This is a genomic window from Micromonospora sp. CNZ297, from assembly GCF_007827625.1.
The window spans coordinates 1-25,295 of record NZ_VISU01000029.1; the positions used below are offsets into that span (position 1 = coordinate 1).

Annotated in this window: 20 protein-coding genes; 6 read left to right on the forward strand and 14 right to left on the reverse strand. The window is 72.6% G+C overall.

Going from position 1 to position 25,295, the window contains the following annotated elements:
• The 3 genes from FB454_RS30950 to FB454_RS30960 form a co-directional block, all read right to left on the reverse strand.
• Positions 1-391 (reverse strand): leucine zipper domain-containing protein (locus FB454_RS30950; protein ID WP_145824013.1); only part of this gene is annotated, 391 nt, incomplete at its 3' end.
• A gap of 103 nt (positions 392-494) precedes the next feature.
• Entirely contained in the window at positions 495-680 is a 186-nt protein-coding gene (locus FB454_RS30955; protein WP_225319551.1) for a tyrosine-type recombinase/integrase, read from the reverse strand.
• Positions 681-698: 18 nt separating this feature from the next.
• Positions 699-2,582 (reverse strand): hypothetical protein, encoded by a 1,884-nt coding sequence (locus FB454_RS30960; protein WP_145824014.1) that lies wholly within the window; start codon positions 2,580-2,582, stop codon positions 699-701.
• 411 nt (positions 2,583-2,993) lie between these two features.
• Here FB454_RS30960 and FB454_RS30965 point away from each other — a divergent pair, with 411 nt between their 5' ends.
• Positions 2,994-3,389: a hypothetical protein gene (locus FB454_RS30965; RefSeq protein WP_145824015.1), complete on the forward strand. Its 396-nt coding sequence runs from the start codon at positions 2,994-2,996 to the stop codon at positions 3,387-3,389.
• A 494-nt stretch (positions 3,390-3,883) separates the two neighbouring features.
• Here the strand turns inward: FB454_RS30965 and mptB (FB454_RS30970) are convergent, their stop codons facing one another.
• Both mptB (FB454_RS30970) and mptB (FB454_RS30975) read right to left on the reverse strand, forming a co-directional pair.
• The gene (gene mptB, locus FB454_RS30970; RefSeq protein WP_145824016.1) at positions 3,884-5,386 is read right to left on the reverse strand and encodes a polyprenol phosphomannose-dependent alpha 1,6 mannosyltransferase MptB; all 1,503 of its coding nucleotides are present in this window, start codon (positions 5,384-5,386) and stop codon (positions 3,884-3,886) included.
• A gap of 11 nt (positions 5,387-5,397) precedes the next feature.
• The gene (gene mptB / locus FB454_RS30975; RefSeq protein WP_036311264.1) at positions 5,398-6,810 is read right to left on the reverse strand and encodes a polyprenol phosphomannose-dependent alpha 1,6 mannosyltransferase MptB; all 1,413 of its coding nucleotides are present in this window, start codon (positions 6,808-6,810) and stop codon (positions 5,398-5,400) included.
• A gap of 36 nt (positions 6,811-6,846) precedes the next feature.
• Here mptB (FB454_RS30975) and FB454_RS30980 point away from each other — a divergent pair, with 36 nt between their 5' ends.
• A complete protein-coding gene (locus tag FB454_RS30980) occupies positions 6,847-8,490 on the forward strand; it encodes a hypothetical protein (RefSeq protein WP_145824017.1) in 1,644 nt (547 codons plus the stop codon).
• A gap of 185 nt (positions 8,491-8,675) precedes the next feature.
• On the opposite strand, the gene FB454_RS30985 is transcribed toward FB454_RS30980, so the two are convergent.
• Positions 8,676-11,699, reverse strand: a complete 3,024-nt coding sequence (locus tag FB454_RS30985; protein ID WP_071098238.1) for a bifunctional [glutamine synthetase] adenylyltransferase/[glutamine synthetase]-adenylyl-L-tyrosine phosphorylase — start codon at positions 11,697-11,699, stop codon at positions 8,676-8,678.
• A 2-nt stretch (positions 11,700-11,701) separates the two neighbouring features.
• Positions 11,702-12,469, reverse strand: a complete 768-nt coding sequence (locus FB454_RS30990; RefSeq protein WP_145824018.1) for a type 1 glutamine amidotransferase — start codon at positions 12,467-12,469, stop codon at positions 11,702-11,704.
• A gap of 112 nt (positions 12,470-12,581) precedes the next feature.
• Between FB454_RS30990 and FB454_RS30995 the strand changes: the two genes are divergently transcribed.
• Complete coding sequence (locus FB454_RS30995; protein ID WP_486485481.1) at positions 12,582-13,463, forward strand: S66 peptidase family protein; 882 nt, start codon at positions 12,582-12,584, stop codon at positions 13,461-13,463.
• A gap of 66 nt (positions 13,464-13,529) precedes the next feature.
• Here the strand turns inward: FB454_RS30995 and FB454_RS31000 are convergent, their stop codons facing one another.
• Complete coding sequence (locus FB454_RS31000; RefSeq protein ID WP_145824020.1) at positions 13,530-14,423, reverse strand: virginiamycin B lyase family protein; 894 nt, start codon at positions 14,421-14,423, stop codon at positions 13,530-13,532.
• A gap of 181 nt (positions 14,424-14,604) precedes the next feature.
• Here FB454_RS31000 and FB454_RS31005 point away from each other — a divergent pair, with 181 nt between their 5' ends.
• Positions 14,605-15,153: a hypothetical protein gene (locus FB454_RS31005; RefSeq protein WP_030273102.1), complete on the forward strand. Its 549-nt coding sequence runs from the start codon at positions 14,605-14,607 to the stop codon at positions 15,151-15,153.
• Between the two features lie 133 nt (positions 15,154-15,286).
• On the opposite strand, the gene FB454_RS31010 is transcribed toward FB454_RS31005, so the two are convergent.
• From FB454_RS31010 to glnA, 5 genes are all read right to left on the reverse strand, one after another.
• The gene (locus FB454_RS31010; protein ID WP_145824021.1) at positions 15,287-18,313 is read right to left on the reverse strand and encodes a carbohydrate binding domain-containing protein; all 3,027 of its coding nucleotides are present in this window, start codon (positions 18,311-18,313) and stop codon (positions 15,287-15,289) included.
• A 207-nt stretch (positions 18,314-18,520) separates the two neighbouring features.
• Complete coding sequence (locus tag FB454_RS31015; RefSeq protein ID WP_030273106.1) at positions 18,521-18,886, reverse strand: VOC family protein; 366 nt, start codon at positions 18,884-18,886, stop codon at positions 18,521-18,523.
• Between the two features lie 97 nt (positions 18,887-18,983).
• Positions 18,984-19,676 (reverse strand): helix-turn-helix transcriptional regulator, encoded by a 693-nt coding sequence (locus FB454_RS31020; RefSeq protein WP_030273108.1) that lies wholly within the window; start codon positions 19,674-19,676, stop codon positions 18,984-18,986.
• Between the two features lie 32 nt (positions 19,677-19,708).
• On the reverse strand, positions 19,709-20,134 hold the full coding sequence (locus tag FB454_RS31025; protein WP_013287762.1) for a DUF350 domain-containing protein: 426 nt from the start codon (positions 20,132-20,134) through the stop codon (positions 19,709-19,711).
• Positions 20,135-20,214: 80 nt separating this feature from the next.
• On the reverse strand, positions 20,215-21,564 hold the full coding sequence (gene glnA, locus FB454_RS31030) for a type I glutamate--ammonia ligase (protein ID WP_013475676.1): 1,350 nt from the start codon (positions 21,562-21,564) through the stop codon (positions 20,215-20,217).
• 204 nt (positions 21,565-21,768) lie between these two features.
• Here glnA and FB454_RS31035 point away from each other — a divergent pair, with 204 nt between their 5' ends.
• Positions 21,769-23,529: an NAD+ synthase gene (locus FB454_RS31035; protein ID WP_145751719.1), complete on the forward strand. Its 1,761-nt coding sequence runs from the start codon at positions 21,769-21,771 to the stop codon at positions 23,527-23,529.
• A 119-nt stretch (positions 23,530-23,648) separates the two neighbouring features.
• Positions 23,649-24,494 carry a 3-methyl-2-oxobutanoate hydroxymethyltransferase gene (gene panB, locus FB454_RS31040; protein WP_013287765.1) on the forward strand — a complete coding sequence of 282 codons (846 nt, stop codon included), beginning with the start codon at positions 23,649-23,651 and terminating at the stop codon, positions 24,492-24,494.
• Between the two features lie 86 nt (positions 24,495-24,580).
• Here panB and npdG read toward each other — a convergent pair whose 3' ends face one another.
• Positions 24,581-25,279, reverse strand: a complete 699-nt coding sequence (npdG, locus tag FB454_RS31045) for an NADPH-dependent F420 reductase (protein ID WP_013287766.1) — start codon at positions 25,277-25,279, stop codon at positions 24,581-24,583.
• Positions 25,280-25,295: the final 16 nt, after the last annotated feature.

Here is a 25,295-nt window from a genome sequence, read left to right on the forward strand (position 1 = left end):
GCTCGTAGCGGCGGATGAGCTGACCGGTGGGCCGGTCGAGCCAGGCCAGGCGGTGTAGACCGTGCCGCGTCAGAACGGCGTGCACCGTCGAGGCCGGCATCCCGAGCAACGGTCCGAGCCGGCGAGCCCCGAGTTTGCGTTCCTGGCGCAGTTGGCAGACCCGCGCCTCCAACTGGGCGGGCGTCTTGTGCGGCTGGTGGTGAGCCCGGCTGGATCGATCCCGCAGACCAGCGTCGCCCTCGGCCCGCCACCGCTGTAGCCACTTGTAGCCGGTGGCCCGAGAACAGCCCAGTTCCTTCACGACGTGGGCCACCGGCCGACCCTGGTCAACGACACGCGTGATGAGCAGCCGCCGGCCGTGGATGGTCAGCCGGGCATTACGGTGGGCCATGGAGACCTCCGGTTCCGTGTGGGCGTCAGCACCTCACACCTCGCCGGAGGTCTCGCCTCGTCTCAAGCCGCCACGCCGTCAACAACCCTCATGGGCATTACAACTAGGTGTTGAGCGTGACGGTCGGCGTGCTGTGCCCGAGCGCGAGTTGGACCGTCTTCACCGACGCGCCCGCGTGGATCAGGACCGTCGCGTAGTAGTGCCGCAGTCCGTGCATCCCCCACCGCGCTGGCAGGCCGACCGCCTCCCGGGCACACGCCCACGTCCGGGAGAAGGTCGCCGCGTTGATGCGCCCGGCTGACGCCTGTTAAGAGGCGATGAACACTGCTTGAGAGGGGTCCGTCGTGGCTAGGTCCTGCCGCCACCTGTCCATTCGGCGGGCGGTCGAGATGTGCTTATCGCGGACCGTTACCTGCTCGAGCACGGCGTCCATGGACTCGACGACTGACCATGCCGAGAGTTGATGACTGAAGCTGTGCACGCGGGTCACGGCGGCATCGGTAAAAGGGCCGCCGTGCATGATGGAGTTGCGAATCCGTTCGAGCCGGTGCACGGCGGCAGACCAATCGGCCTCAAGGTTGCGGGCCCAGAGCACCATGCTCCTAGGATCGGCGACCTTGCGCCGGACAGTCCGGACGGCTCTGGCCGTGGTGGTTCTCGGTGGCAGCAGTGCTTCGATGCGCTCGGCCGCATGCAGAGCTGTGGCAATGTCAAACGTGTTGTACCCACCAGGACCATATTTGATCACTTCGGCGCGAATACGCCTCTGGGCAGCTTCACTACCGTCGTTTACCTGCGAAGTGTGCAAGGCGTCGTTGAAAGCTTCATGCAGCGAACGTTTCATGACGTGCTGTATCCAAGTGTTCTTGAAGTACTTTTCGAGGAACGTGGTCCACGCCGTCTCACCCGTTCGGGCCGCCACGAGTTCGATAAGGCGCACGTTCAGTAGAACGGATTTGGCGTCCCTATCCTCGGCCGAGGACTGCCACCAGTGGAGGGCCTCGACAATCTCCCTCAGCTCACTTCTTGCCAGGGTCAGCTTACCGGTCAGGTCTCGCACAACTTCGCCGATACTTAGCGCTGTCCCGTCCCTCTTGACGGAGTAAGGGATTGCAAACTCATTGCGGACGAAGCTCTGATGCGTGGTGATGCGGCCGTCCTCGGCGTGCAGGTAACCAGACATCTGCTTCCATGGCTTCCCGCCCCCTCTGATTGCTGCGATGGCGATCAGCGCCGCAGCATGATTACTAGCGAGGCCGATTGCATCAGGGAAGCGCCCGACGCCGAGGTCAATGCGTGCTAACACGACGTCATGCTCGTCATCGGTGAGGACGTCCCCATGCAGTTCACGGAGCTCTTCAGGAACGCGATTGACGGCCTCGGGGGGAGCGGCTAGAAGGGAGTGGAGGTATTGACCGTCGTAGAGGCTGATGTCTCCTTGAATGACCATAGAGGGATGCAGGCCGGCGTCACGGAATCCTAGCCACACGACGTGGCGCCGTGGCGAGGGTTCGAATCTGAGCAGCCGGCGAGCGAGTTCCATCCGCGTCCTCGGGTCTGCTATGGGACGCTGCCGGATCTGCTCGAAAGCCGCCGGCTCAAGAGATACCTCGCCGAGGTGACGTTCAGCGACGTAGAATCCGAGTGGATCACCGCTCAGGACACCGCGAAGCCGATCGGCCAGCTCCTTCACATTGCGGTCGCCAACGCGTGCGATCGCCCAGAAAGCGTCCCGCCGACTATCCAAAGAATCGATCGGTGGGGCCTGCTTAGAAGAGGTCGCTACCAGGTCGTCCCACGCCGCCGCCAGCGCGTCCGGCAAGGCGAGGACCTCGCGGAGCGTCGCAAGCGACTCGCGCAACGACTGGACCTCATCGGCATTCGGGCCGAGGTTGCCTGCGCATAGCCCGAGGGCCGGTCGCGCGGCCGACTCCGTTAAGGACTTGACCTTTAGCCCAAGGGCGTCATAGGCGGTCGCGAAATCTTTGGCGGCCGATGCCCAGCCCGACTTGTGCATTCTCTCGTCGTAGTCCCGGGAGTCTGCACTCCACGCGGCCAGCTCCTCCAGAGCCACCACGACGTCGATCTGGCGGTTCTGATCCCAGAAGGCGTCAGGCGAGGTGAGGCACTGGGCTATCTCGCGGAGCGCGTCGTCCCCGAAGAACCACGTGGTCCCGCTGCCTCTTGACATGGATCAGCTCCTTCGCGACAACAACGATCTAGCATGGCCAGGCGAGCGAAGCAACTTGCCGTCAGCCTCGCAGAGTTGGTTCATCGGCAGAGGACACACAACCGCAGGCTGGCGCGGTGAGAACTTTCCATACGTCTTCAAGGGCGGCCTCCGGCCGCCGCGCGGAGCCACTTCGCCGGCCGTCCGCGCCTTGCCGCTTCGCTCCCGGCGCGGACCGGCAGGGGCATCCGCGAGCCCGGCGGACACGCCGAAGCCCCGGCGTCCTCCACGCAACGAGGACGCCGGGGCTTCAGCCTGCGCTGGGGCAAACCCCGAGGGGTCGCCGCCAAGCTTGTTGTGGAACCTCCGCTACACCTTGAAGATATGAATCTCCTATGCATACCCTCTATAGGGACTGCATAAGGAGGGCTGATGACCAACAAGGATCTTCTTCGCGAACTGGCTGCGCACCTGGAGGCTGCAGCTTCGCTGGTGCGCCGCCTTGCCGAGGACGACGCCGCCACCCCACCGCCGATTGCCGACGAAGAGTTGTCCGCTTCTGACTGGGTCACTTACGCCCGCGAGCTGCATCCTGCGCTCGGCGACCGCCAAGCCCAGGTCCTCAGCGAGGTCGCAAAGGCGCATCCGCAAGGCACCGGCACCGGTCCGATCTGGCGAGCCATCGACTACGAGCAGACGAATACCTACCTGGCGCTCGGTGCCTTGAGCCGCCAGGGTTTGGTGCAGAAAGACGAGAGCGCCAAGCCACACCGGTACTACCTGGGCCCCGCTCTCATCGAGTACGCCAGTAGGCGCAAGCGCGATTAGGTCGACCGTCCCGACCGACCGTCCCGACAGTGGCCGATGTCGCACAATCGTGCCTCCGGCGGGCAGAGCCTCCGGCCCTACGACCCGGGGATGCCGACCCGGACGGGCTGTTCGGGGTGAGCCTGGCCCGGGCCGTAGCCTCCGGCGGCCGGGGCTACTCGCCCCGGACCCTCGGCGACTCTGGGATGCCCCGGCCGCGACCGGGTACCCGTCGCACACCGGAGGCCACCAGACCGCGCCGGTCCACCTCGGAACCGCACGCACACACCCCCACCCCATGATCGTTAGGTACACGAGGGGTACAGATGCCGCCTGGAAACACTGAATAACGGTGGAAGTTGATATACGGTGTAGGACCTGCTCAACGGCTTGGTCGACGCCACTCCCCCAGGTCAACCGCCAAGCGCAGTTAGTTCGCGATGCACTTCGACTGCTGAGCACGTACGTCAGCACCGGCCGGGCCGGCTCCGCGATGGCGGAGCCGGCCCGGCCGTTCACGCAGCGCGGTCCGGCCCTTCACGGCGGCGCAACGCGGCCCGGACGCCGGCCACCGCCACGACCACCACCAGCACCGTCATCAGCACCGCGCCCGGTGCCTTGCTGAACCGGGCCAGGTTGGATCCGTCCGGCAGGGTGAGCGCCGACGCGACCGCGCAGGGCGCCACGAACCAGACCTGCCGGGCCAGCGGCACCGCCGCGACCGCGAGCACTGTCAGCGGCCAGATCGCGTACCAGGGGTGGAAGACCGGGGCGAGCAGCACCGTGGCGGCGAGCGCCAGCCCCGCGCCGAGCAGCGCCACCCGGGGGCGGGCCAGCGTCAGCCGGGCCACCCGCTGCCGGGTGTCGTTGAGCCGCCGCAGCGCCGTCCACGCCTGCCACCACAGGGCGACGAGCGTCCCGGCGAGCAGCACCAGCGCGACCGTCCGGGCCACCGGCACCGCCGCGGGCCGCTGCCCGGCCAGTTCACCGGCGTAGTCGATCACGAAGCCGATCGCTGTGGGCGGGGAGGTCCACTGCTGCGAGTCGCCGCTGTGGCCGAGCCCTTCCACCCAGCCCAGCCCGAGGCCGGTGGCGAGCGACACGACCAGCAGCGTGCCGAGCACCGAGGCGGCCAGCTGCCCGCCGTCGCGCAGCAGCGCCCGCCAGGTGTAGCGGCCGAGCACGGCGGCGAGCGCCGCGAACGGCAGCGCCACGACGGCGACCGCCTTCACCGCCACGGCCAGGCCGAGCAGCACCCCGGCCACCAGCAGCGCGCGCGGCTTGCCCGGCAGGCGGACCAGCACCAGCAGGCCGAGCAGGAGCAGCCCGAGCGCGAGCGCGTCGTTGTGCGCGCCCGCCACGAGGTGGATCCCGACCAGCGGGCACGCGAGCACCAGCCAGGCGGCGCGGCGGGCGGGCACCCCGGCGGCGCGGGCCAGGCCGGGCAGGCAGAGCGCGGCCAGCAGTACCCCGGCCACCGCGACCAGCCGCAGCGCCACGATCGTCCCGATCAGGCCGCCACCGGCGAGGACTGCGAGCCCGGCCAGCAGCACGAAGAACGGCCCGTACGGCGCCGGGGTGTCCCGCCAGATCGGCGACACCGAGTCGGTCCACGGGCAGCCGGCCGCCGCGACCCCCACCCGGTACGGGCTGAGCCCCTGCGTCCACGTCCAGCCCTGGCAGGCGTACGAGTAGACGTCGCGGCTGCCGATCGGCGGCGCGGCGAGCAGCGGCAGCGACCAGAGCCCGGCGGTCACGTACGCCCACCGGCCGGTCGGTGCGCCCCACCGCAGCGACCACCAGGCGCCCACCAGCAGCAGCGTCCCGGCCAGCCAGCAGCCGAGCATCACCGGCCCGTGCGGTGCGGCCCAGATCGCGGTGAGCGTGCCGCGCGGTGGTGTGCCCGGTAGCGCGCCGCCGAGCCATCCGGCGACGGTGAGCAGTACGGCACCGGCGAGGCCGGCGTAGCGGGCGAGACCGGCGGCGATCGGCCGGACGGGTCCGTCGGGCTCGCTCACCGGCACACTCCTCAGTCCACGGGAACCGGCTGCCGGCCCTTGCGAGCCGACCGTACCAACCACACGACCACCCCGATCACGAACAGGGTCATCAAGGGCGCACCGGGCATCTTGGTGTACCGGGGTAAACCGGTGCCGTCGGCCAGCACCAGGAACGACGACACCACTGTGACGATCGAGAACCAGAGCGTGCGGTGCGCGGTGGCGGCGAGCACGGCCAGCGGCCACAGCCAGTACCAGGGGTGGAACAGCGGGGAGAGCGCGACGGTGGCGGTCAGCGCCAGCCCGGCGTGCCAGAACGGCTCACCGCGACGGAACGACCGGAACCAGAGCCAGATCAGCACGGCGACCAGCACGACCATGCCGATCGCCCGGGTCACCGGCAGTGCATCGACGTGCACGCCGAACGGCGCGAGCAGGTAGCCGACGGTCTGCCCCACCGCCGTCGGCGGCGACGTCCAGGCCACCACCAGCCCGCCCTGTTCCAGCCCGCCGACGAACCCCAGCCCCAGCCCGGAGGCGAGGGTCACGGCGGCGAGCGCGGCGAGCGAGCCGCCGACCACCCACCCGCCGTCGCGCACCAGCGTCCTGATCCGGTACGCCCCGACGATCGCGGCCAGCGCGGCGAACGGCATCACGACCAGCGCGGTGATCTTGACGGCGGCGGCCAGTCCGAGCAGCGCCCCACCGGCGAGCAGCGGTCCGGGCCGGCCCGGCCGGGCGGCCACCACGGCCAGCCCGGCCACGAGCAGGCCGATCATCAGCGCGTCGTTGTGCGCGCCGGACACCAGGTGCACGGGCACCAGCGGGCTCGCCAGCGCCAGCCAGAGCGCCCGCCGCGGCGGCACCCCGCAGCGGCGGGCCAGCACCGGCAGCGCCCACGCGGTGAGCGCCACCCCGGCCACGGCCAGTACCCGGAACAGCGCGACGGCGGCGAGCAGCGAGCCGGTGGCCTCCACCACCGCGCCGGCGAGCAGCACGAACAGCGGCCCGTACGGCGCCGGGGTGTCCCGCCAGATGTAGGAGATGGTGTCCAGCCAGGGGCAGGGCAGCGCTGAGACGCCCTGCTCGTAGGGGTTGATCCCGGCCGAGAAGCTGGCGCCCTGGCAGGCGTACGCGTACACGTCCCGGCTGCCCAGCGGCGGCGCGACCAGCATCGGCAGCAGCCACAGCGCGACTGTGACCAGCACCCACCGGGACGACGGCACCCGGTCCCGCAGCGACCACCAGGCCCACGCCAGCAGCGCGGTGCCGACCAGCCACAACCCGATGATCAGCGGCCCGTTCGGGCCCTGCCAGATGCTGACCGGGGTGGGACGCAACTCGCCGTCGGGCAGTGCGCCGCCGAGGAACGCGGCCACGGCGAGCAGCACCGAACCCGCCAGGCCGATCCAGCGCGAGAGGTGGTGAGGCACGTCCGACATGCTGCCAGTACGGTGGTTCGCGATCAGGAGGTGGGCATGCGGGGCGGTCGGGTGGTGGCGGTCTCCGCCGTGTCGGCACTCGTCCTCTGCGTGCTCTACCTCACGCTGCCGGCCACCGGTTCGGACCTGTCCGCGCAGGTCGCCCGCGCCGGGTTCTTCGCCGAGCACGGGGCCGCCCTGGTCGACCTGCGCTGGTACGGCGGCGTGCACCCGTGGGGCTACAGCCTCGTCTCGCCGCCGCTGATGGCGCTGCTCGGGGTACGCGTCACCGGCGCGCTCGCCCTGCTCGCCTCCGCCACCGCGTTCGCCGCCCTGCTGGTGCGGACCCGGGTGCCCCGTCCGCTGCTCGGCAGCCTGGTCGGCGTGGTCACGATCGCCGGCAACCTGGTGTCCGGCCGGGTCACGTACGCCCTCGGCGTCGCGTTCGGCCTGGCCGCGCTGCTCGCGCTCACCGTCCCCGCCCGCCGAGCCCGGCTCGTCGCCGCCGGTGCCGCCGCGCTGCTCGCCTCGGCGGCCAGCCCGGTGGCCGGGCTGTTCGTCGGGCTCGCCGGCGTCGCGCTGCTGCTGTCCCGCCGGTACGCCGACGGCCTGCTGCTCGCCGTACCGGCCGCGGTGCCGCTGGCAGTGACCGGGCTGCTGTTCGGCGAGGGCGGCTGGATGAACATCAGCACGGCCGACACCGTGCACGCCGTGGTGACGAGCCTGGTGGTGGCGGCTCTCGTGGCGTACCGGCCGGTGCGGGTGGGCGCGCTGCTGTCCGCGGCCGGGGTGCTGGCGTCGGCGCTGCTGCACACACCGGTCGGGCTGAACGCCACCCGCCTGGTGGTGATGTTCGCGCTGCCGGTGCTGGCCGCCGCGGCGACGCCCCCCGCATGGTTCACCGCGAGCCGCCTCGGCGGCCGACTCGGCGCGGGCCGACTCGGCGCGGGCCGTCCCGACAGCGACGCGCATGGCATTGGCCGGCTCGGCCAGGGTCGGTCCCGCCGGGCTGTCGGAGCGGCCGGGCTGGCCGCCCTGCTCGCCGTCGTCTGCTGGTGGCAGCCGCCGGTGGTCACCGCCGACCTGCGCAGCGCCGACGATCCGACGGCCGACCCGGCGTACTTCGCTCCGCTGCGCGCGGAACTGGCCCGGCGCGGGCTCACCGGACGGGTGGAGGTGCCGCCGACCCGCAACTACTGGGAGTCGGCCCGGATGGGTGAGGTGCCGCTGGCCCGGGGCTGGCTACGCCAGGCCGACATCGACCGCAACCCGCTGTTCTTCACCACTGTGCCCGGCGCGGACGGCACCGGCATTCCGCTGACCTCCGTTACCTACCGGGACTGGCTGGCCGACAACGCGGTGCAGTACGTGGCAGTGCCCGATGCCGAGTTCTCCTGGGTGGGGCGATCCGAGGCGAAGCTGGTCGAGCTGGGCCAGCCGTACCTGACCGAGGTCTGGTCGAACCGGCACTGGAAGCTGTACGCGGTGGCCGAACCCACCCCGATCGTCGGCGCGCCGGGTGAGCTGATCAGCCAGGACGGCGCCTCGATCACGTTCCGCGCCCTCGCCCCCGGCCCGATCCCGATCCGGGTACGCCACGACCGCTGGCTCACCGTCTCCAACGGCGCCACGGTCACCCGAGCCGGCAAGTGGACCACCGTGACGGTCCCCCAACCCGGCACCTACACCCTCACGAGCTGACCCGGCTAGAGATCTTGGTACGAAAAGGCCCTCATAGGGGCCGTTTGCTGCCAAGATCTCTCGGCGTTCCCGAGATGCGGAACGCATGGCTCGCGTGTCGGGACAAGCCTCGGTAGAGGAGCAGCGAAGGCGGTCAGCGAGGCCCCGGCACGCCGTGGCACCCGGGCCGGCATCCGGACTCGGGTCTAGAGGGGGGACTCCAGGATGCGCTGGACGACTGTGCGGGAGTGGCGGCCGGTGCGCAGGTACTCGTCGAGGAACTCGCCCTGGTCCTCGCGCCCCAGCAACCGCACCACACCGGCCAGCTCCACCCCGTGCCGGGGCAACTGGTCGCCGGCCCGGCCGCGTACCAGCATCAGCGCGTCGCGCACCTCGGCGGCGAGCGTCCAGCCGGCCGCCAGCTCGGCGGCGTCGGAGGCGTCGAGCAGCCCGGCGTCGCGGGCGGCGGCGAGGGCGTCGAGCGTACGGGTGCCGCGCAGGGCGGGCACCTGACCGGCGTACCGGAGCTGCAGCAACTGCACCGCCCACTCGACGTCGGCGAGCCCGCCCCGGCCCAGCTTGGTGTGGGTGGCCGGGTCGGCGCCGCGGGGCAGCCGCTCGGTCTCCACCCGCGCCTTGATCCGGCGGATCTCGACCACCTGCTCGCGGCTCAGCCCTTCGGCCGGGTAGCGCACCGGCTCGATCATGGCCTCGAACTCGGCGCCCAGGTCGGCGTCGCCGCAGACGAACCGGGCGCGCAGCAGCGCCTGCGCCTCCCACACCCGGGACCAGCGCGCGTAGTACTGCGCGTACGCGGCCAGGCTGCGGACCAGCGGGCCCTGCCGGCCCTCGGGGCGCAGGTCGGCGTCGACGCCCAGCGGCGGGTCGGGGGCGGGCGCGGACAGCAGCCGGCGCAACTCCTCGGCGATGGCGTGCGCTGCTGCGCTCGCCGCGCTCTCCTCCACCCCGGGCGGCGGGTCGTAGACGAACAGCACGTCGGCGTCGGAGAGGTAGTTCGACTCGTACCCGCCGAGCCGGCCCATGCCGATCACCGCGAAGCGCAGGCCGGGCGGTCCGGGGTGGACGGTACGGGCGGCGCGCAGCGCGGCGGCCAGCGTGGCGTCGGCGACGTGCGACAGCGCGGTGCCGACAGCCGTCACGTCCACCACTGTGGGCCGGCGTTCCCCGCCGCCGACCGGGCGCGGGGTGAGCGGGGCGAGCGAACCGGCGCGGCTGAGCACGTCGGCGGCGGCGATCCGGACCAGTTCCCGGCGGCGCAGCGCGCGGACCGCCCGGATCGCCTCGACCGGGTCGTCGTGGCGGGCGGCAGCGGCGGCGAAGCCGTCGACGAGCGTCTCCCGTGGACGCGGGGTCAGTTCGCTGTCCTCGGCGAGCAGCCGCAGCGCCTCCGGTTCGCGGGCCAGCATGTCGGCCGCGTACCGGGACGAGGACAGCACCCGGGCCAGCCGGCGCGCCACCGGGCCGGAGTCGCGCAGCAGGCGCAGGTACCAGGGGGTGCTGCCGAGCTTGTCGGAGACCTGCCGGTAGTTGAGCAGTCCGCGGTCCGGTTCGGGGGCGTCGGCGAACTCGTCGAGCAGCACCGGCAGCAGCGTGCGCTGGATGGCGGCGGTCCGGCTGACCCCGCCGGTGAGCGCCTGGAGGTGCCGCAGCGCGCCGGCCGGGTCGGCGAAGCCGAGCACCTCCAGCCGGTGCCGGGCCGCCTCGGGCGTGAGGCGCAGCCCTTCGGCCGGTACGCGGGCCACGGATTCGAGCAGCGGCCGGTAGAGCAGTTTGGCGTGCAGCCGGCGTACCTCGGTGGCGTGGGTGACCCACTCGGCGCGGAACTCCTCGACGGCGCTGCGGCCCGGCGTGGCCGCGTAGCCGAGCGCGGCGGCGAGCCAGCGCAGCGCGGCCGGTTCGGTCGGCACGGTGTGGGTGCGGCGCAGGGCCTGGAGCTGGAGCCGGTGCTCGACGGCGCGCAGGAAGCGGTAGCCACGCAGGAGCGCCTCCCCGTCGGCGCGGCCCACGTAGCCGCCGGCGACGAGCGCGCGCAGCGCCGGCACGGTGCCGGGCACCCGCAGCGACTCGTCGCCCCGGCCGTGCACGAGCTGGAGCAGCTGGACGGCGAACTCGATGTCGCGCAGCCCGCCCGGGCCGCGCTTGATCTCGCGTTCCAGCTCCTTCGGCGGCACGTTGTCGAGGATCTTGCGGCGCATGGACCGGACGTCCTCGACCGCCTCGGGGCGCTCGGCGGCGGTCCACACGAGCGGGGCCAGCGCGTCGATCCACTCCTTTGCGAGTTCCAGGTCTCCGGCGGCCGGGCGGGCCTTGAGCAGCGCCTGGAACTCCCAGGTGCGCGCCCAGCGCTTGTAGTAGGCGAGGTGGCTGGCGAGCGTGCGCACCAGCGGCCCCCGGTTGCCCTCGGGACGCAGCGCCGCGTCGACCGGCCACGCCACCAGCCCGCAGATCTGGATCAGCCGGGTGGCGATCTGGGTCGCGGCGGGCAGGTCGTCGTCGGTGGCGGAGACGAAGATGACGTCGACGTCGGAGACGTAGTTCAGCTCGTCGCCACCGCACTTGCCCATCGCCACCACTGCGAGCCGGGGGCGCGGCGTGCCCTCCGGCAGCTCGTCGGCGGCGATGTCGTAGGCGGCGGCCAGCGTGGCGTCGGCCAGCCCGGACAGCGCCGCCATGGTCTGCTCCAGGCCGCGCCCGCCGGTCAGGTCGGCCGCCGCGATCCGCAGCAGCGCGAGCCGGTACGCCTGCCGCAGCAGCGGGACCGCGCCGGTGACGGTGGTGAGCCGGGCGGCGACGCCGAGGTCGAGCCGCCCTTCCGCGGTGGGGGCGAGCCCGTCCGGCTCGGTCGCCAGCACCGCCCACTGCCCGGGGTTGGCGACCAGATGGTCGCCGAGCGCGGACGAGGCGCCGAGCACCGCGATCAGCCGGCGGCGCAGCCCGGGGTCGGCGGCCAGGGCGTCGCGTACGGCCACCTCGTCGCCGGAGCGCCGCTCGGACTCGACCAGCCGGTGCAGCTGACGCAGGGCCAGGTCCGGGTCGGCGGCGCGGGACAGCGCGGCGAGCAGTTCGGCGGCGCGTTCGTCGGCGGGTTCCTGGGTGTCGGGCCGCCACAGGGCGAGCCCGTCCGGGCCGAGCAGGTCCGCGGCGCGGGTGGCGCCGTCGCCCTCGGCGAATCCGTAGCGGGCCAGGCGCCCGCGGGCCGGCCGGGTCACCGTCAGGCCCCGAGCAGCGGCAGGCTACGGCGCGGGTTGTCGTCGCCGAGTTCGCCGAGCGCGAGCGCGGCGAACCGGATCGCGAACGGCTGCCACGCCTCCTCGACGTCGGCCATCACCCGGTCGCAGGCCGCCACCACCAGCTCCGGGTCGTAGCCCAGCTCGGCCAGCACGGCCGAGTCGCGGGACCACTCGGCGATCATCGCGGTGTCGCACTCGATGTGGAACTGCAGGCCCCAGGCCCGGTCGCCGAGCCGGAACGCCTGGTGCGGGTAGCGGGTGGACGCGGCGAGCAGCGTCGCGCCGTGCGGCAGCTCGGTGATCTCGTCGGCGTGCCACTGGAGGACGTCGGGCATCAGCGGCACGTACCGGAACAGGGGGTCGTCCTCGGCGGCGTCGCGCCGCCCGACGAGCGCCGGACCGACCTCCGGACCGGACGGGCTGCGTTCGACCCGGCCCGCGTGCGCGGTGGCCAGCAGTTGCGCGCCGAGGCAGACGGCGAGCGTGGGCACGCGCCCGCGGACCGCCTTGCGCAGCAGCCCCTCCAGCGCCGGGAACCAGGGCGCGCCGGGGCCGCCGTCGCGCCCCGGGTATGCCTGCTGGTCGCCGCCGAGCACCACCAGCGCGGCGTACCCCTCCAGGTCGCCGGGGAGCGGGTCACCGGCGTGCGGACGCAGCACGCGCAGCTCAAGGCCCCCTTCGGTGAGCCACTCCCCCAGGCGGCGGAGGTCGTCGGTCGGGTCGTTCTCGATCACCAGCGCGGTCGCCACGACGTCGAGGCTAACCGGTACGCCCGACAGGGCACGGTCCGGCAGGCCCTAGGCTCCGATCGTGCCTGACGACTGCCTGCGCCCACCGGCCCTGCGTCCCGGCGACGCGGTGATGCTGGTGTCCCCGTCCGGGCCGACCCGTCCCGAACGGGTGGCCCGCGGCATCGAGCTGCTCACCGGCTGGGGGCTGCGGCCGGTGCCCGCGCCGAACGCGTACGCCAGGCGGGGTTACCTGGCCGGCGACGACGCGCTGCGGGCCGCGGACCTGAACGCGGCGTTCGCCGACCCGGAGATCCGCGGGGTGATCTGCACCCGGGGCGGCTACGGCGCGCAGCGGGTGGTTGACCTGATCGACATGGCGGCGGTACGCCGGGATCCGAAGGTGGTGGCCGGGTTCTCCGACATCACCGCGTTGCAGTTCGCGCTCTGGCGGGGCGCCCGCCTGGCCGGGGTGCACGGGCCGGGCGCCGCGTGGCGGGACGAGCGCACGCCGATCCGCTCGGCGGAGTCGCTGCACGCCGCGCTGACCAGCGCCGAGCCGGTGACGGTGACGGCGGTCGAGGCGGAGGAGACGTTCCCGGTGCGGGTGCCCGGCCGGGCCGAGGGCCGGCTGCTCGGCGGCAACCTGTGCCTGATCACCGCGTCCATCGGCACCCCGGACATGCCCGACCTGACCGGGGCGATCCTGCTGGTCGAGGAGGTGCAGGAGCCGCCGTACAAGATCGACCGGATGCTCACCCACCTGCGCCGCTGCGGTGCGCTGGACGGGATCGCCGGGGTGGCGGTCGGCCAGTTCACCGAGTGCGCGGACGGCTGGGACATCACAGTCGTGGACGTGCTCACCGACCGCCTGGGCGACCTGGGCGTGCCGGTCCTCGGCGGCCTACCCATCGGCCACGGCCCCAACCAGCTCACCGTCCCGGTGGGTACCCCCGCCACCCTGGACGCCACCACAGGCACCCTGACGGCAACCGCCGCCGTCCGCCAAGGCTGAGGCCCACCCCGGCGATCATGAGGTTGGCGGCAGTTCAGAGATCCACAACTGCCGCCAACCTCATGATCAACGCTGAAGCGGCGTGAGGTGGGCCACGGCACCGATCTCCAAGGCGGCCCAGACCGCGCCGTCGGGGGTGACCGTGAGGCCGTGGGGTTCCGAGGCCGGGGTGGGCAGGGTGTGGGCGGTGATGTGGCCGTCCGGGTCGACGTGGCCGATGCGGTTGGCGCCCCACTCGGTGAACCAGCAGCCACCGGCCGGATCGGCGACGATCGCGTGCGGGCGCGCCGCCCGGTCCGGCAGCGGGAACTCGTCGATCCGCCCGTCCGGCATTATCCGGCCGATCTGCCCGGCGACGATCTCGACGAACCAGAGCGCGCCGTCACCGCCCCGGGTGATGCCGACCGGCCCGGCCGCCTCGGTGGGCAGCGGATGCACAGTCACCGACCCGTCCAGGCCGACCCGGGCGATCGCGTTCGCCTGGTTGAGCGTGAGCCAGAGCGCGTCGTCCGGCCCGGCCGCCAGCATCGACGGGAAACCCTTGGTCACCGGCAGCGGGAAGGACGTCACCTCCCCGTCGACGCTCACCCGGCCGATCGTGTCGTCGCTCATGCCGGCGTACCAGAGCGCGCCGTCCGCACCCACCGCCAGCCCGCAGGGGCCGCAGCCGGGCGGCAGCGCCACCGAGCCGGTCTCGCCGTCGACTGTGATCCGGCCGAGCCGGTCGTCGCCCGAGCGGGTGTACCAGAGTGCGCCGTCGGGGCCGCCGACGATGATCAGCGGGCGGCTGCCGGGCGGGTCGTCGCGGTAGGTCCGTACCTCACCGTCGAGGCCGAGCCGGGCGACGCCGCCGGAGCCGGCCAGCGCCAGCCAGAGCGCGCCGTCGGGCCCCACCGTGATCGAGTACGGCCCGGAGCCCGGCCCGGTGAGCGGGATCTCGCGGATGGCGGGCTGTGTCATCGAGTGGCCTTTCGTCGGGTTTCGCCTAGCCTCGCGGGCGCTCCGGCACCCCGGCAACACGAATAATTCGGGCCTTCCGGACGGGATTGCCAGCTCGCTGACAGGTTCGCCACGGGTGGCCCTCAGTTCCGGCGACCACTGTCGGTGACGTCATCGCACCACCACCGAACAGGAGAATCGCATGATCCGCACGATGTCGAAGAAGCACCTGCTGGCCGGCCTGGCCGCCGCCGGCGTGCTCGGCGTCGGGATCGCCGCCCCGACGGTGGCGCTCGCCGACGACAAGAGCCCGAACCCGTCTTCGAGCGCCAGCAGCACCACCGACCAGGGTGACGACCGCCGCCAGAAGCACGCCGACCGGCAGGCCGAGTTCTCCGAGGCGCTCGCCAAGGAGCTGGGCGTCTCGACCGACAAGGTCACCGCGGCGCTGGAGAAGCTGCACGAGCAGCGCCAGGGCGATCGCCCGGAGCGGCCGGAGCGGCCGTCGACCGAGGACCGGCAGGCCGCGCTGAAGGAGCGGCTGGACCAGGCCGTCACCGACGGCAAGCTCACCCAGGAGCAGGCCGACGCGGTGCTCAAGGCCGCCGAGGCGGGCGTGTTCCCGGGCCCGGGCAAGGGCGGCCCGGACGGCAGGCCCGGCCACCACGGCAAGGGTGGCGACAAGGGCGGCCCGGAGGGCAAGGCCGACCAGGGCGCCGAGGCCGAGCAGGAGGGCCAGGGCGGCAAGTGACGCGGTGGCCCCGCCGCCCCTCACCGGCCGTTCCCTCCTCCTGGCCGGCGCCCGGCGGGGCCACCCACGCCTGATCCCCTCGGACCGCGGCGGGGTGGTGGTGCACTCGCACCGCCACCCCGCCGCGCCCGTGTCAGCGCAGGTACGGCCCGTCCGCGCCGATCTTGCCCGGCGCCGGGTTGCCGGGCAGGTCGAGCACGTAGACCCGGAGGTTGCCCTTGCCGCCGGCCGCGGCGGTGAGCGTGCCGTCGGTGACCGTCTTCACGTCGCCGGTGACCGCGTCCACGTACCGGCCGTTCGGCACCCCGCGGAACGTGGCGCCGCCGGACACGGTGACCAGCGCGAAGCTGTCCACCGTGCCCTGGGTGAAGCGCCGCTTGTACGCCATCGCGCCGCTCACACCCTCGGTCGAGTACTGCCCCTTCTGCAGGGCCGGCACTGCCCGCCGGATCAGGTTGAGCCGCTGCACGTGCTTGACCAGCGGCTGGGCGAGCGTGGTGGCCACCGCCCCGCCGGCCGAGCCGACCACCCCGAAGTCGGCGGCGGTGACGCTGCCGGCCAGGTGGTCGCCGTAGTAGGCCCGTCCGGTGGTGGCGAGCGGGCAGGTCGGCCCGCAGTCGATCCGGGCGCCCTTGCGGAACTCGATCTCCGAGCCGTAGTAGAGCGTAGGGATGCCGCGGAACGTCCACATCAGGCTCATGTTCTCCGCCCAGGCGTCGGTGCCGCCGGTGTACCGGGTGGAGGACTTGTTCGGCCCGTAGTCGTGGCTGTCGACGTAGACCACGTTGTACGTGGCGTCGTTGTAGCTGTCGTCGGAGTCCTTCCCGTTGCCGAACGCGTTGCCGGCGTCGGAGAAGTTCATGTGCATCCGCATGTCGATGACGTTCATGCCGGAGAACTGCGAGCGGTCCGGCGCGTGGTACGTGTTGCCGCGCAGGAACGCGTTGTCGGTGGTCGGCTGCCCGTTCGGGCCGAGCAGCTGCTCGTGGTCGTACTGCTCGATCGCGGCGCGTACGTCGTCCGGGCTGTACTCCTTGCGCTCCTTCCAGGTGTAGAACTGCGCGGAGTGGTTGACCGAGCCGCGGTTCCACTTGTCGTTGACGAACGCGGCCACCTCGCCGAAGACGTAGAAGTCCTTGCCCTTCTCGCCGAACCGGGCGACCGCGTGCTGCTGGATGGCGGGCAGGAAGCGCCGGTTCCAGGTGACCCGGGGGATGTGCACGGCGGTGTCGATCCGGAAGCCGTCCACGCCCATGTCGATGAACCGGTTGTACGCGTCGATCAGGTACTGCTGCACGGCGGCGTTCTCGGTGTTGAAGTCGGCCAGGTCCTCGTGCAGCCAGCAGCTGCGTGAGTCCTCACCCTCCCAGTTGCCGATCCAGCACTGGTGGTACTTGTCGGCGGGGAAGAGCTTGCTGGTCGGGACCGGCCACTGGCACTGGTAGAGCGTGTAGCCCTCGGGGCTGCGCCCGCCGGTCGGCGTACCCCAGTTCAGGCACTGGTTTCCGGCCGGCGCGGCGGACGACCACACGTCGCCGTTGTAGGGCCGGCCCTTGGCCTTGGCGTTCTGCGCCGGGGTGAGCGCCGGGTCGTTCCCGGTCGCCTCGACCATCGGGTCGTACTCCCGGCCGGCCTGCGGCTGGTCGTAGTACCACTTCCACTGGTCGTCGCGGGTGCCGTAGACGGTGGGCGTGAACAGGCCCTTGGCGCCCCACCGGGAGCTGTGGTTGTAGACCACGTCCTGGAAGATCTTGATGCCCTTGGCGTGCGCGGCGTTGATCAGGTCCTGGTAGGAGGCGCCCGCGCTCTCCAGCCGCGGGTCCACCCGGTAGAAGTCCCAGCCGTGGTAGCCGTGGAAGTCGTAGTCGGACCGGTTGAGCACGACCGGGGTGATCCAGAGCGCTGAGAAGCCGAGCGCCTTGATGTAGTCGAGCTTGTCGACCAGCCCCTTGAAGTCGCCCCGGAACATCGGGTCGTCGTTGGCCGCGTTGCCGGAGGCGACGTGCTGGCTGCCGCCGCGGTTGTTCGTGGGATCGCCGTCGGCGAACCGGGCGGTCATCACGAAGTAGATGGTGTCCTCGCGCGGGTCGCCGCCCAGCGGGGTGCCGCCGGTCTGCGGGGTGCCGGTGGTCGCGGAGGCGGGCGCACTCGCCGCCGACCGGTTGCCGGCCGCGTCCAGGGCCCGCACGGTCCAGGTGTACGCGGTGCCGGGCCGCAGGTCGTACGCGACGTGCCGGGTGGTGGCGCTGGTGACCGTGGTGCCGCCGGCTCCCCCGGTGCGGGTCAGCTCGTACCCGGTGACGCCCCGGTCGTCGGTGGCGGCGGTCCAGGTCAGGGTGACCGCCAGCCCGTCGGCGACGGCGGTGAGGCCGCCCGGCGTGGACGGCGGGGTGGTGTCCGGGGTGACCGGCGCGCACGGGTCCGCGGCGGCGGCGGTGACCCGGCCGTTGTCGACGACGCTGCGCCCCGCGCCCAGGGTGTAGTCCGCGCCGCCGTTGTTGTCCCAGGCGCCGGCGGTGTTGTTGAACGCGGCGGTCAGGCCGGTGGCCGTGCCGAGGTCGACGATCCGGCGGGCCCAGCCGGCGCAGCGCGTCTCCATGGCGACGCCCGGGGCGGTGGTCCAGGCGCCGCCGGCGGGCCGGTAGTGCAGGTTCGCGGCGGTCCAGCCGCGCGGCGTGAGGTGGTACCAGACCTCGGCGGTGTTCCCCGGCGTCGGGCTCGGCGCGACAGTGGTGGACGGGCTCGGAGTCGGGGTGCCGGACGGCGACGGGGTGGCGCACGGGTCGCCCGTGCCGATCCGGCCGCCGGCGACGGTCACGGTGCCGGCGCCGAGGCGGTAGTTGGCGCCGTTGTTGTTGTCCCAGACGCCGCTGCCGTTGGTGAAGACGACCTGGGCGCCGGTGGCAGCGCCCAGGTCGACGGTCTTGCGACGCCAGCCGGCGCAGGCGGTGTCCATCGGCACGCCGGGCACCGGCGTCCATGCCTGCCCGTCCACGCCGTAGTGGATGTTGACGGACGTGCCCCAGGCGGCCGGTGGCTGGTAGTAGACGGTGACGGTGTTCGCCGCCGCGGCGGCGGTGAACGGCAGCAGCGCGGCGAGCACGCCGGCGGCGAGCGCGAACGCTCCCCACCGGCGGCGGTTGGTGGTGGTGCCCCTCATGGCGCTCTCCTGACACCCACGCCCGCACGACGGGCGCAAGGGGATGAAGGCGTTGCAAGAACTTGCGACGCGTGGTGCCAGGAAGTTACCAGCTTCGATTCCACGAAACCAGTGGTTCACAGTAGACACGGGCGTAACGGATTGCACGGCCCGCAACGACTTGCTCCCGGCCGGCGACCGGCCGGGCCGGGAGCAAGGGCGCGGCGCTCAGCCCTCGGCGGGCGGGGTGAACACGCCGAGCAGGTTGCCCGACGGGTCGCGCAACAGGGCACGCACCAGACCGGTCGGCGTGGTCACCGGCGCCGTCAGAACGGTGCCGCCGGTCGCCTCCGCCCGGCGGCAGGTCTCCGGCACGTCCGCCACCTCGGCGTAGAAGATCGCGTAGTTGCCGGTGTCCGTGTCCCGGATCGCGCCGCCGATCCCCCGCTCACCGCCGGCCGTCGTCTGCCGGTACGACCCGCTCGGGCCGCCCTGCTCGTCGAAACTCCAGCCGAACAGCTCGGAGTAGAACCGCTGCGCCTCGTCCGGGCGGTCGGAGCCGATCTCGAACCAGGTCACGGGCGTGCTGGACATGCTTCCTCCTGAGGTTCGCGCCGGCGGTCGGCCGACGTCGTCAGGATTCAGCCTCGTATCGGGCCACGACAGCGTCCTGTCGGTGTTTCCACCCGGATCAGACCAGGGTGAGCGGGCGCACCCGGTCGACCGGCACGTCGAGGTCGCCGGGACGCAACTCCCGGGTCACCGGCTCGGCCAGCGGATGCACCGACAGGATCCGGTCGGTGCGGAAACAGCGCAGACCGTCGCGCAGCCGGCACCAGGCGACCAGGTACCAGTGCACCGAGTTGCCCAGGTAGGCCAGCGGCTCCACGTCGCGCGCCGAATCGGCACCGCCGCGGTCGGCGTACCGCAGGCGCAGGACCCGCCCGGCGGCGACCGCGTCGGCGACGGCGGCCGGGACGGGTGTGCCCGGCCCGTCGCCGACCAGGTGCACCCGGCCGGCGAGGCGGTGCGCCTCGGCCACCGCGGCGGGCGGCATCACCGCGACCAGCTTGCGCAGCGCGGCGCCGGCCGCCGGGGCGAACGGTGAGCCGCCGAGCCGGTGCAGCGCGACGGCCATCGCCACCGCCTCGGCCGGTGTCAGGTTGACCGGCGGCAACGTGCGCGCCCGGTCGACCACGTAGCCGCCGGCGCGGCCCGGCTCGGCCCAGATCGGCACCCCGGCGCCCTGCAACGCGGAGATGTCGCGCTCGACGGTGCGGGTGCTCACCTCGAAGCGGCGGGCCAGCCAGGACGCGCTGCGCGGGCGCGGCGAGACCGCCCGCAGCTCCTCGACCAGGGCGTAGAGGCGGTCGGTGCGGTTCACCCCCGGACGCTAACCCGGGGGTACGACACCCCTCAGGCGATGCAGGCGCAGACGATCAGCGCGGCGCCGAAGTGGGTGGCGGCGCTGACCCGGGCCGCCGGGTGCGGCTCGTCGGCGGCGATGACGTCGCCCAGCTTGCCCGGGGTGAGCAGGTCCAGCACCAGGAACGCCAGCGCCATCACCAGCAGGCCGACCAGCCCGAACACCACAGTGGACGCGAGCCCCTTGGTGAACGAACTGTAGCTGGTCAGCACGGCGGTGAAGACGATGCCGGCGATGCCGAGCTGGTTGGCGGCGAGCAGCAGCGCGGCGTTGCCGTTGCGGCGCACCCAGATCAGCTCCCGCAGCTTGCCCGGGGTGAGCAGATCGACGAGCAGGAATCCGGCGGCCATCAGGGCGACCCCGACCATCCCGAACACGATGCTCTGCCACGCCCCGTCGAGCAGATCTCCCAGCACCAACGCCTCCCCGGCTCACGCCGCCCGGCGGTGGTGCCGGGGCGGTGCCGCAGACGATAGCGGCACCGCGCCAGCGTGATCTAGAGCGAGAGGTAGCGCTGCCGCTCGTACGGGGTGACCTCGCGGCGGTACTGCTCCCACTCGGAGCGCTTGTTGCGCAGGAAGAAGTCGAAGACGTGCTCGCCGAGCACCTCGGCCACCAGCTCGGAACCGGCCATCACGTCGATCGCCTCGGCCAGGTTCTCCGGCAGCGCCTCGTACCCCATGGCGCGGCGCTCGGCGCTGCTCAGCGACCAGACGTCGTCCTCGGCGCCCGGGGGCAGCTCGTAGCCCTCCTCGATGCCCTTGAGGCCGGCGCCGAGCATCACCGCGAACGCGAGGTAGGGGTTGGTCGCGGAGTCCAGCGAGCGGACCTCGACCCGGGCCGAGTTCGGCTTGCCGTACGCGGGCACCCGCACCAGCGCGGACCGGTTCAGGTGACCCCAGCAGACGTACGCGGGGCTCTCGGTGATCCGGTCCGGCAGCGCCTGCGGGAACAGCCGCTTGTACGAGTTGACCCACTGGTTGGTGACGGCGGTGTACTCCCGGGCGTGGGTGAGCAGCCCGGCGATGAACGACTTCGCGACCTTGGAGAGCTTCATCGGGTCGCCGGCGTCGTGGAACGCGTTGCGCTCCCCCTCGAACAGCGACAGGTGCGTGTGCATGCCGCTGCCCGGCTGGTCGGTGAACGGCTTCGGCATGAAGCTGGCCTGCACGCCGGTGGAGAGCGCGACCTCCTTCACCACGTGCCGGAACGTCATGATGTTGTCGGCGGTGGTGAGCGCGTCGGCGTAGCGCAGGTCGATCTCCTGCTGGCCCGGGGCGACCTCGTGGTGGCTGTACTCCACCGAGATGCCGATCCGTTCCAGCGCCAGCACGGCCTGGCGGCGGAAGTCCCGCGCGACGGCGTGCGTGGTGTGCTCGAAGTAGCCGCCGGTGTCCACCGGGGTGGGCACCGAGCCGTCCTGCGGACCGTTCTCCAGCAGGAAGAACTCGATCTCCGGGTGGGTGTAGAAGGTGAAGCCCTTGTCGGCCGCCCGGGAGAGCATCCGGCGCAGCACGTGCCGCGGGTCGGCCCAGGACGGGCTGCCGTCGGGCAGCATGATGTCGCAGAACATCCGGGCGCTCTCGCCGCTGACCCCGCCCTCGAACGGGAAGACCTGGAACGTGGTCGGGTCCGGCATGGCCACCATGTCCGACTCGAACACCCGGGCGAAGCCCTCGATCGCTGAGCCGTCGAAGCCGATGCCCTCCTCGAAGGCCGCCTCCAGCTCCGCCGGGGCCACCGAGACGCTCTTGAGCGTGCCGAGCACATCGGTGAACCACAGCCGGACGAAACGGATGTCCCGCTCTTCCAGCGTGCGGAGGACGAACTCCTGCTGACGGTCCACTTCCACCCCTCGTGACACGTACGTCCGCACCGGTCGGGCCGGCCCGGCCTGACCGCCCAGTCTCCACCGGGCTCGTTACGCCGACGTTACGCCTTCCCCGGCCGGCCGTCCCGCCGTGTCCGGCCGGGCGGGACGCGCGCTGCGCCGCCCCGGTCTCCCGCGACCTGTCGGATTCGGCCCGGACGGCTGGGGGAAGATAAACGCATGCCCACCCTGCGTCTCGCCCTGTGCCAGGTCAACCCGACGGTAGGCGACCTCGCCGGAAACGCCGGCCTGGTCCGCTCGTGGACCCGTCAGGCCGCCGACGCCGGCGCCCAGCTCGTCCTGTTCCCCGAGCTGATGCTCACCGGTTACCCCGTCGAGGACCTGGTGTTCCGCCGCTCGTTCGTGGCCGCGTCCCGCGCCGCGCTGCACCGGCTCGCCGCCGACCTGGCCGCCGACGGCCTCGGTGACCTGCCGGTCCTGGTCGGCTACCTGGACGCGGACGGCCCTCCCCAGGTCAGCTCGGACGCGGAACCGGGCCGGGGCGCCCGCAACGCGGCGGCGGTGCTGCACCGGGGCGAGGTGGTGGCCACCTACTTCAAGCACCATCTGCCCAACTACGGCGTCTTCGACGAGGACCGCTACTTCGTGCCCGGTGACACGCTGACAGTGGTGCGCGTCGGCGGGGTGGACGTGGCGCTGACCATCTGCGAGGACCTGTGGCAGGCCGGCGGGCCGTTCGCGGTGGCCCGGGAGGCGGGCGTCGGGCTGGTGCTGAGCATCAACGGCTCGCCGTACGAGCTGAACAAGGACGACGTGCGACTGCCGCTGGTGCGCCGGCGCGCCGCCGAGGCCGGGGCCGCCATCGCGTACGTGAACATGGTCGGCGGCCAGGACGAGCTGGTCTACGACGGCGACTCGATGGTCGTCGCCGCGGACGGCACGCTGCTGACCCGGGCGCCGCAGTTCGTCGAGCACCTGCTCGTGCACGACCTGGAGTTGCCGGCGGCGACCGGGGCGCCCGGCGGGACCGTCGCGCCGGCCGACGGGATGCGGGTGGCCCGCCACGAGATCCCGGCGATCCCGGCCGCGCCGTCCGGTCCGGCTGCGGACGGCGGGATCATCGAGCCGGTCGCCGACGAGGCCGAGGTGTGGCACGCGCTGGTGCTGGGCCTGCGCGACTACATCGACAAGAACCGCTTCCCCTCGGTGGTGCTGGGCCTGTCCGGCGGCATCGACTCGGCGGTGGCGGCGGCCATCGCGGTGGACGCCGTGGGCCCGGAGCGGGTCGTCGGAGTCTCGATGCCCAGCCAGCACTCCTCCGAGCACTCCCGCACCGATGCCGAGGACCTGGCGAAGCGCACCGGCCTGGACTACCGGGTCGAACCGATCCAGCCGATGGTGGACACGTTCCTGGCGAACATGTCGCTGTCCGGAGTGGCGGTGGAGAACCTCCAGGCCCGGGTACGCGGCGTGATCCTGATGGCGCTGTCGAACCAGGAGGGCCACCTGGTGCTCACCACCGGCAACAAGAGCGAGCTGGCGGTGGGCTACTCGACGCTCTACGGCGACTCGGTGGGCGGATACAACCCGGTCAAGGACGTCTGGAAGACGCTCGTGTGGCGGCTGGCGAAGTGGCGCAACACGGACGCGGTGCGGCGCGGGCAGACGCCGCCGATCCCGGAGAACTCGATCGGCAAGCCGCCGTCGGCCGAGCTGAGCCCCGGCCAGCTCGACAGCGACACGCTGCCCGACTACGACGTGCTCGACCCGATCCTGATCGGCTACGTCGACGGCGACCTGGGCCGCGACGGCCTGGTCGAGTCCGGCCACGACCCGGCCGTGGTGGACAAGGTGCTGCGGATGGTGGATACCGCCGAGTACAAGCGACGGCAGTCCGCGCCCGGCACCAAGATCTCCATGAAGGCGTTCGGGCGGGACCGGCGGCTGCCGATCACCAACCGGTGGCGCGAGGACGGCTGACCGCTCCCCCGGCCGGGGAGTGACATCCTCCACTCCGACCTGCCCGCGGCCCGCCGCCCGGTGCGACGATCGCGGGGAACCCGGGGACCGCGTGCGCGGCCTCGAGGAAGGAGATTGTCATGGTGGAGTCCACCCCGGCCGAGGTGGCCGCCCTCTACGGCGGGCCGGCCACCCGGCGGGTACGCACCCGCGACCTGATCGCCGCCAAGGAGCGCGGCGAGCGGTGGGCGATGCTGACCTCGTACGACCAGTACACGGCCTCGATCTTCGACCAGGCGGGGATCCCGGTGCTGCTGGTCGGCGACTCGGCGGCGAACAACGTCTTCGGCTACGAGACCACGCTGCCGGTGACCGCCGAGGAGCTGCTGCCGCTCGTGCGTGCCGTGGTACGGGCCACGAAGCACTCGCTGATCGTCGGTGACCTGCCGTTCGGCTCGTACGAGGAGGGGCCGGCGCAGGCGCTGCGCACCGCTGTGCGGTTCATGAAGGAGGGCGGCTGCCACGCGGTGAAGCTGGAGGGCGGGCGGCGCTGCGCCGCCCAGATCGAGGCGATCACGGGCGCCGGCATCCCGGTGATGGCGCACATCGGCTTCACCCCGCAGAGCGAGCACACGCTCGGCGGCTACCGGGTGCAGGGCCGGGGCGAGGCCGCCGAGGAGGTGCTCGCCGACGCGCGGGCGGTGGCCGAGGCGGGCGCGTTCGCGGTGGTGCTGGAGATGGTGCCGGGTGAGGTGGCCAAGCGGGTCACCGCCGAGCTGCCCATCCCCACCGTCGGCATCGGGGCCGGCCCGGACACCGACGGGCAGGTGCTGGTCTGGCAGGACATGGCCGGGTTGCGGACCGGCCGGGCGCCGCGCTTCGTGAAGCGGTACGCCGACCTGGCGGGCGCGCTCACCGACGCCACCCGCCGGTTCGCCGACGAGGTGCGCGGCGGCGAGTTCCCCGCGGCCGAGCACACCTTCTGAGGTGTAAGGAAGGGCCCCTTCTTAACGCCTGGCGTAGAGAAGGGGCCCCTTTTTAACACGCGCCGCCGCGACGGCGGCGCGACGCGTCAGAGGTCGGTGACCCGGATGCCGGCGTGCGCCTTGTAGCGCTTGTTGATCGCGATCAGGTTGGCGGTGAACGCCTCGATCTGGTGGGCGTTGCGCAGCCGCCCGGCGTAGATGCCCCGCATGCCGGGGATCCGCGCGGCCAGCGCGCCGACCACGCCCACCAGTTCCCGGTCCTCGGTGCAGATCAGCACGTCCAGGTCGATCCGGTCGATCTCCGGGTCGGCCAGCAGCGGCGCGCTGACGTGGTTGAACGCGGCGCAGACCCGGGACTCGGGCAGCAGTGCGGCGGCCTGCTGAACGGCGCTGCCCTCGGCGACGGTGAGCGCGTACGGGCCCTGCTTGTCGAAGCCGAGCGGGTTGACGCAGTCCACCACGATCTTGCCGGCCAGCGGTCCGGCGAGCGCGGCGACTGTGGCCGCGTGCCCGTCCCACGGCACCGCCACGATCACCACGTCGCTGCGCCGGGCGACGTCCTCGTTGTCGCCGCCGGAGACGACGGCACCCTCCGGTACGTACGGCAGGGCGGCGATCTCGGCGGCGGCCTGGGTGGCCCGCTCGGCGGTGCGGGAGCCGATCAGCACGGTCTGCCCGGCCCGGGCGAACCGGTAGGCGAGACCCCGTCCCTGGTCGCCGGTGCCACCGATGATGCCGACGGTCAGCCCGGAGACGTCGGGCAGCGTGGTCGCGTCGTAAGCCATGCGCTCATCCTCGCAA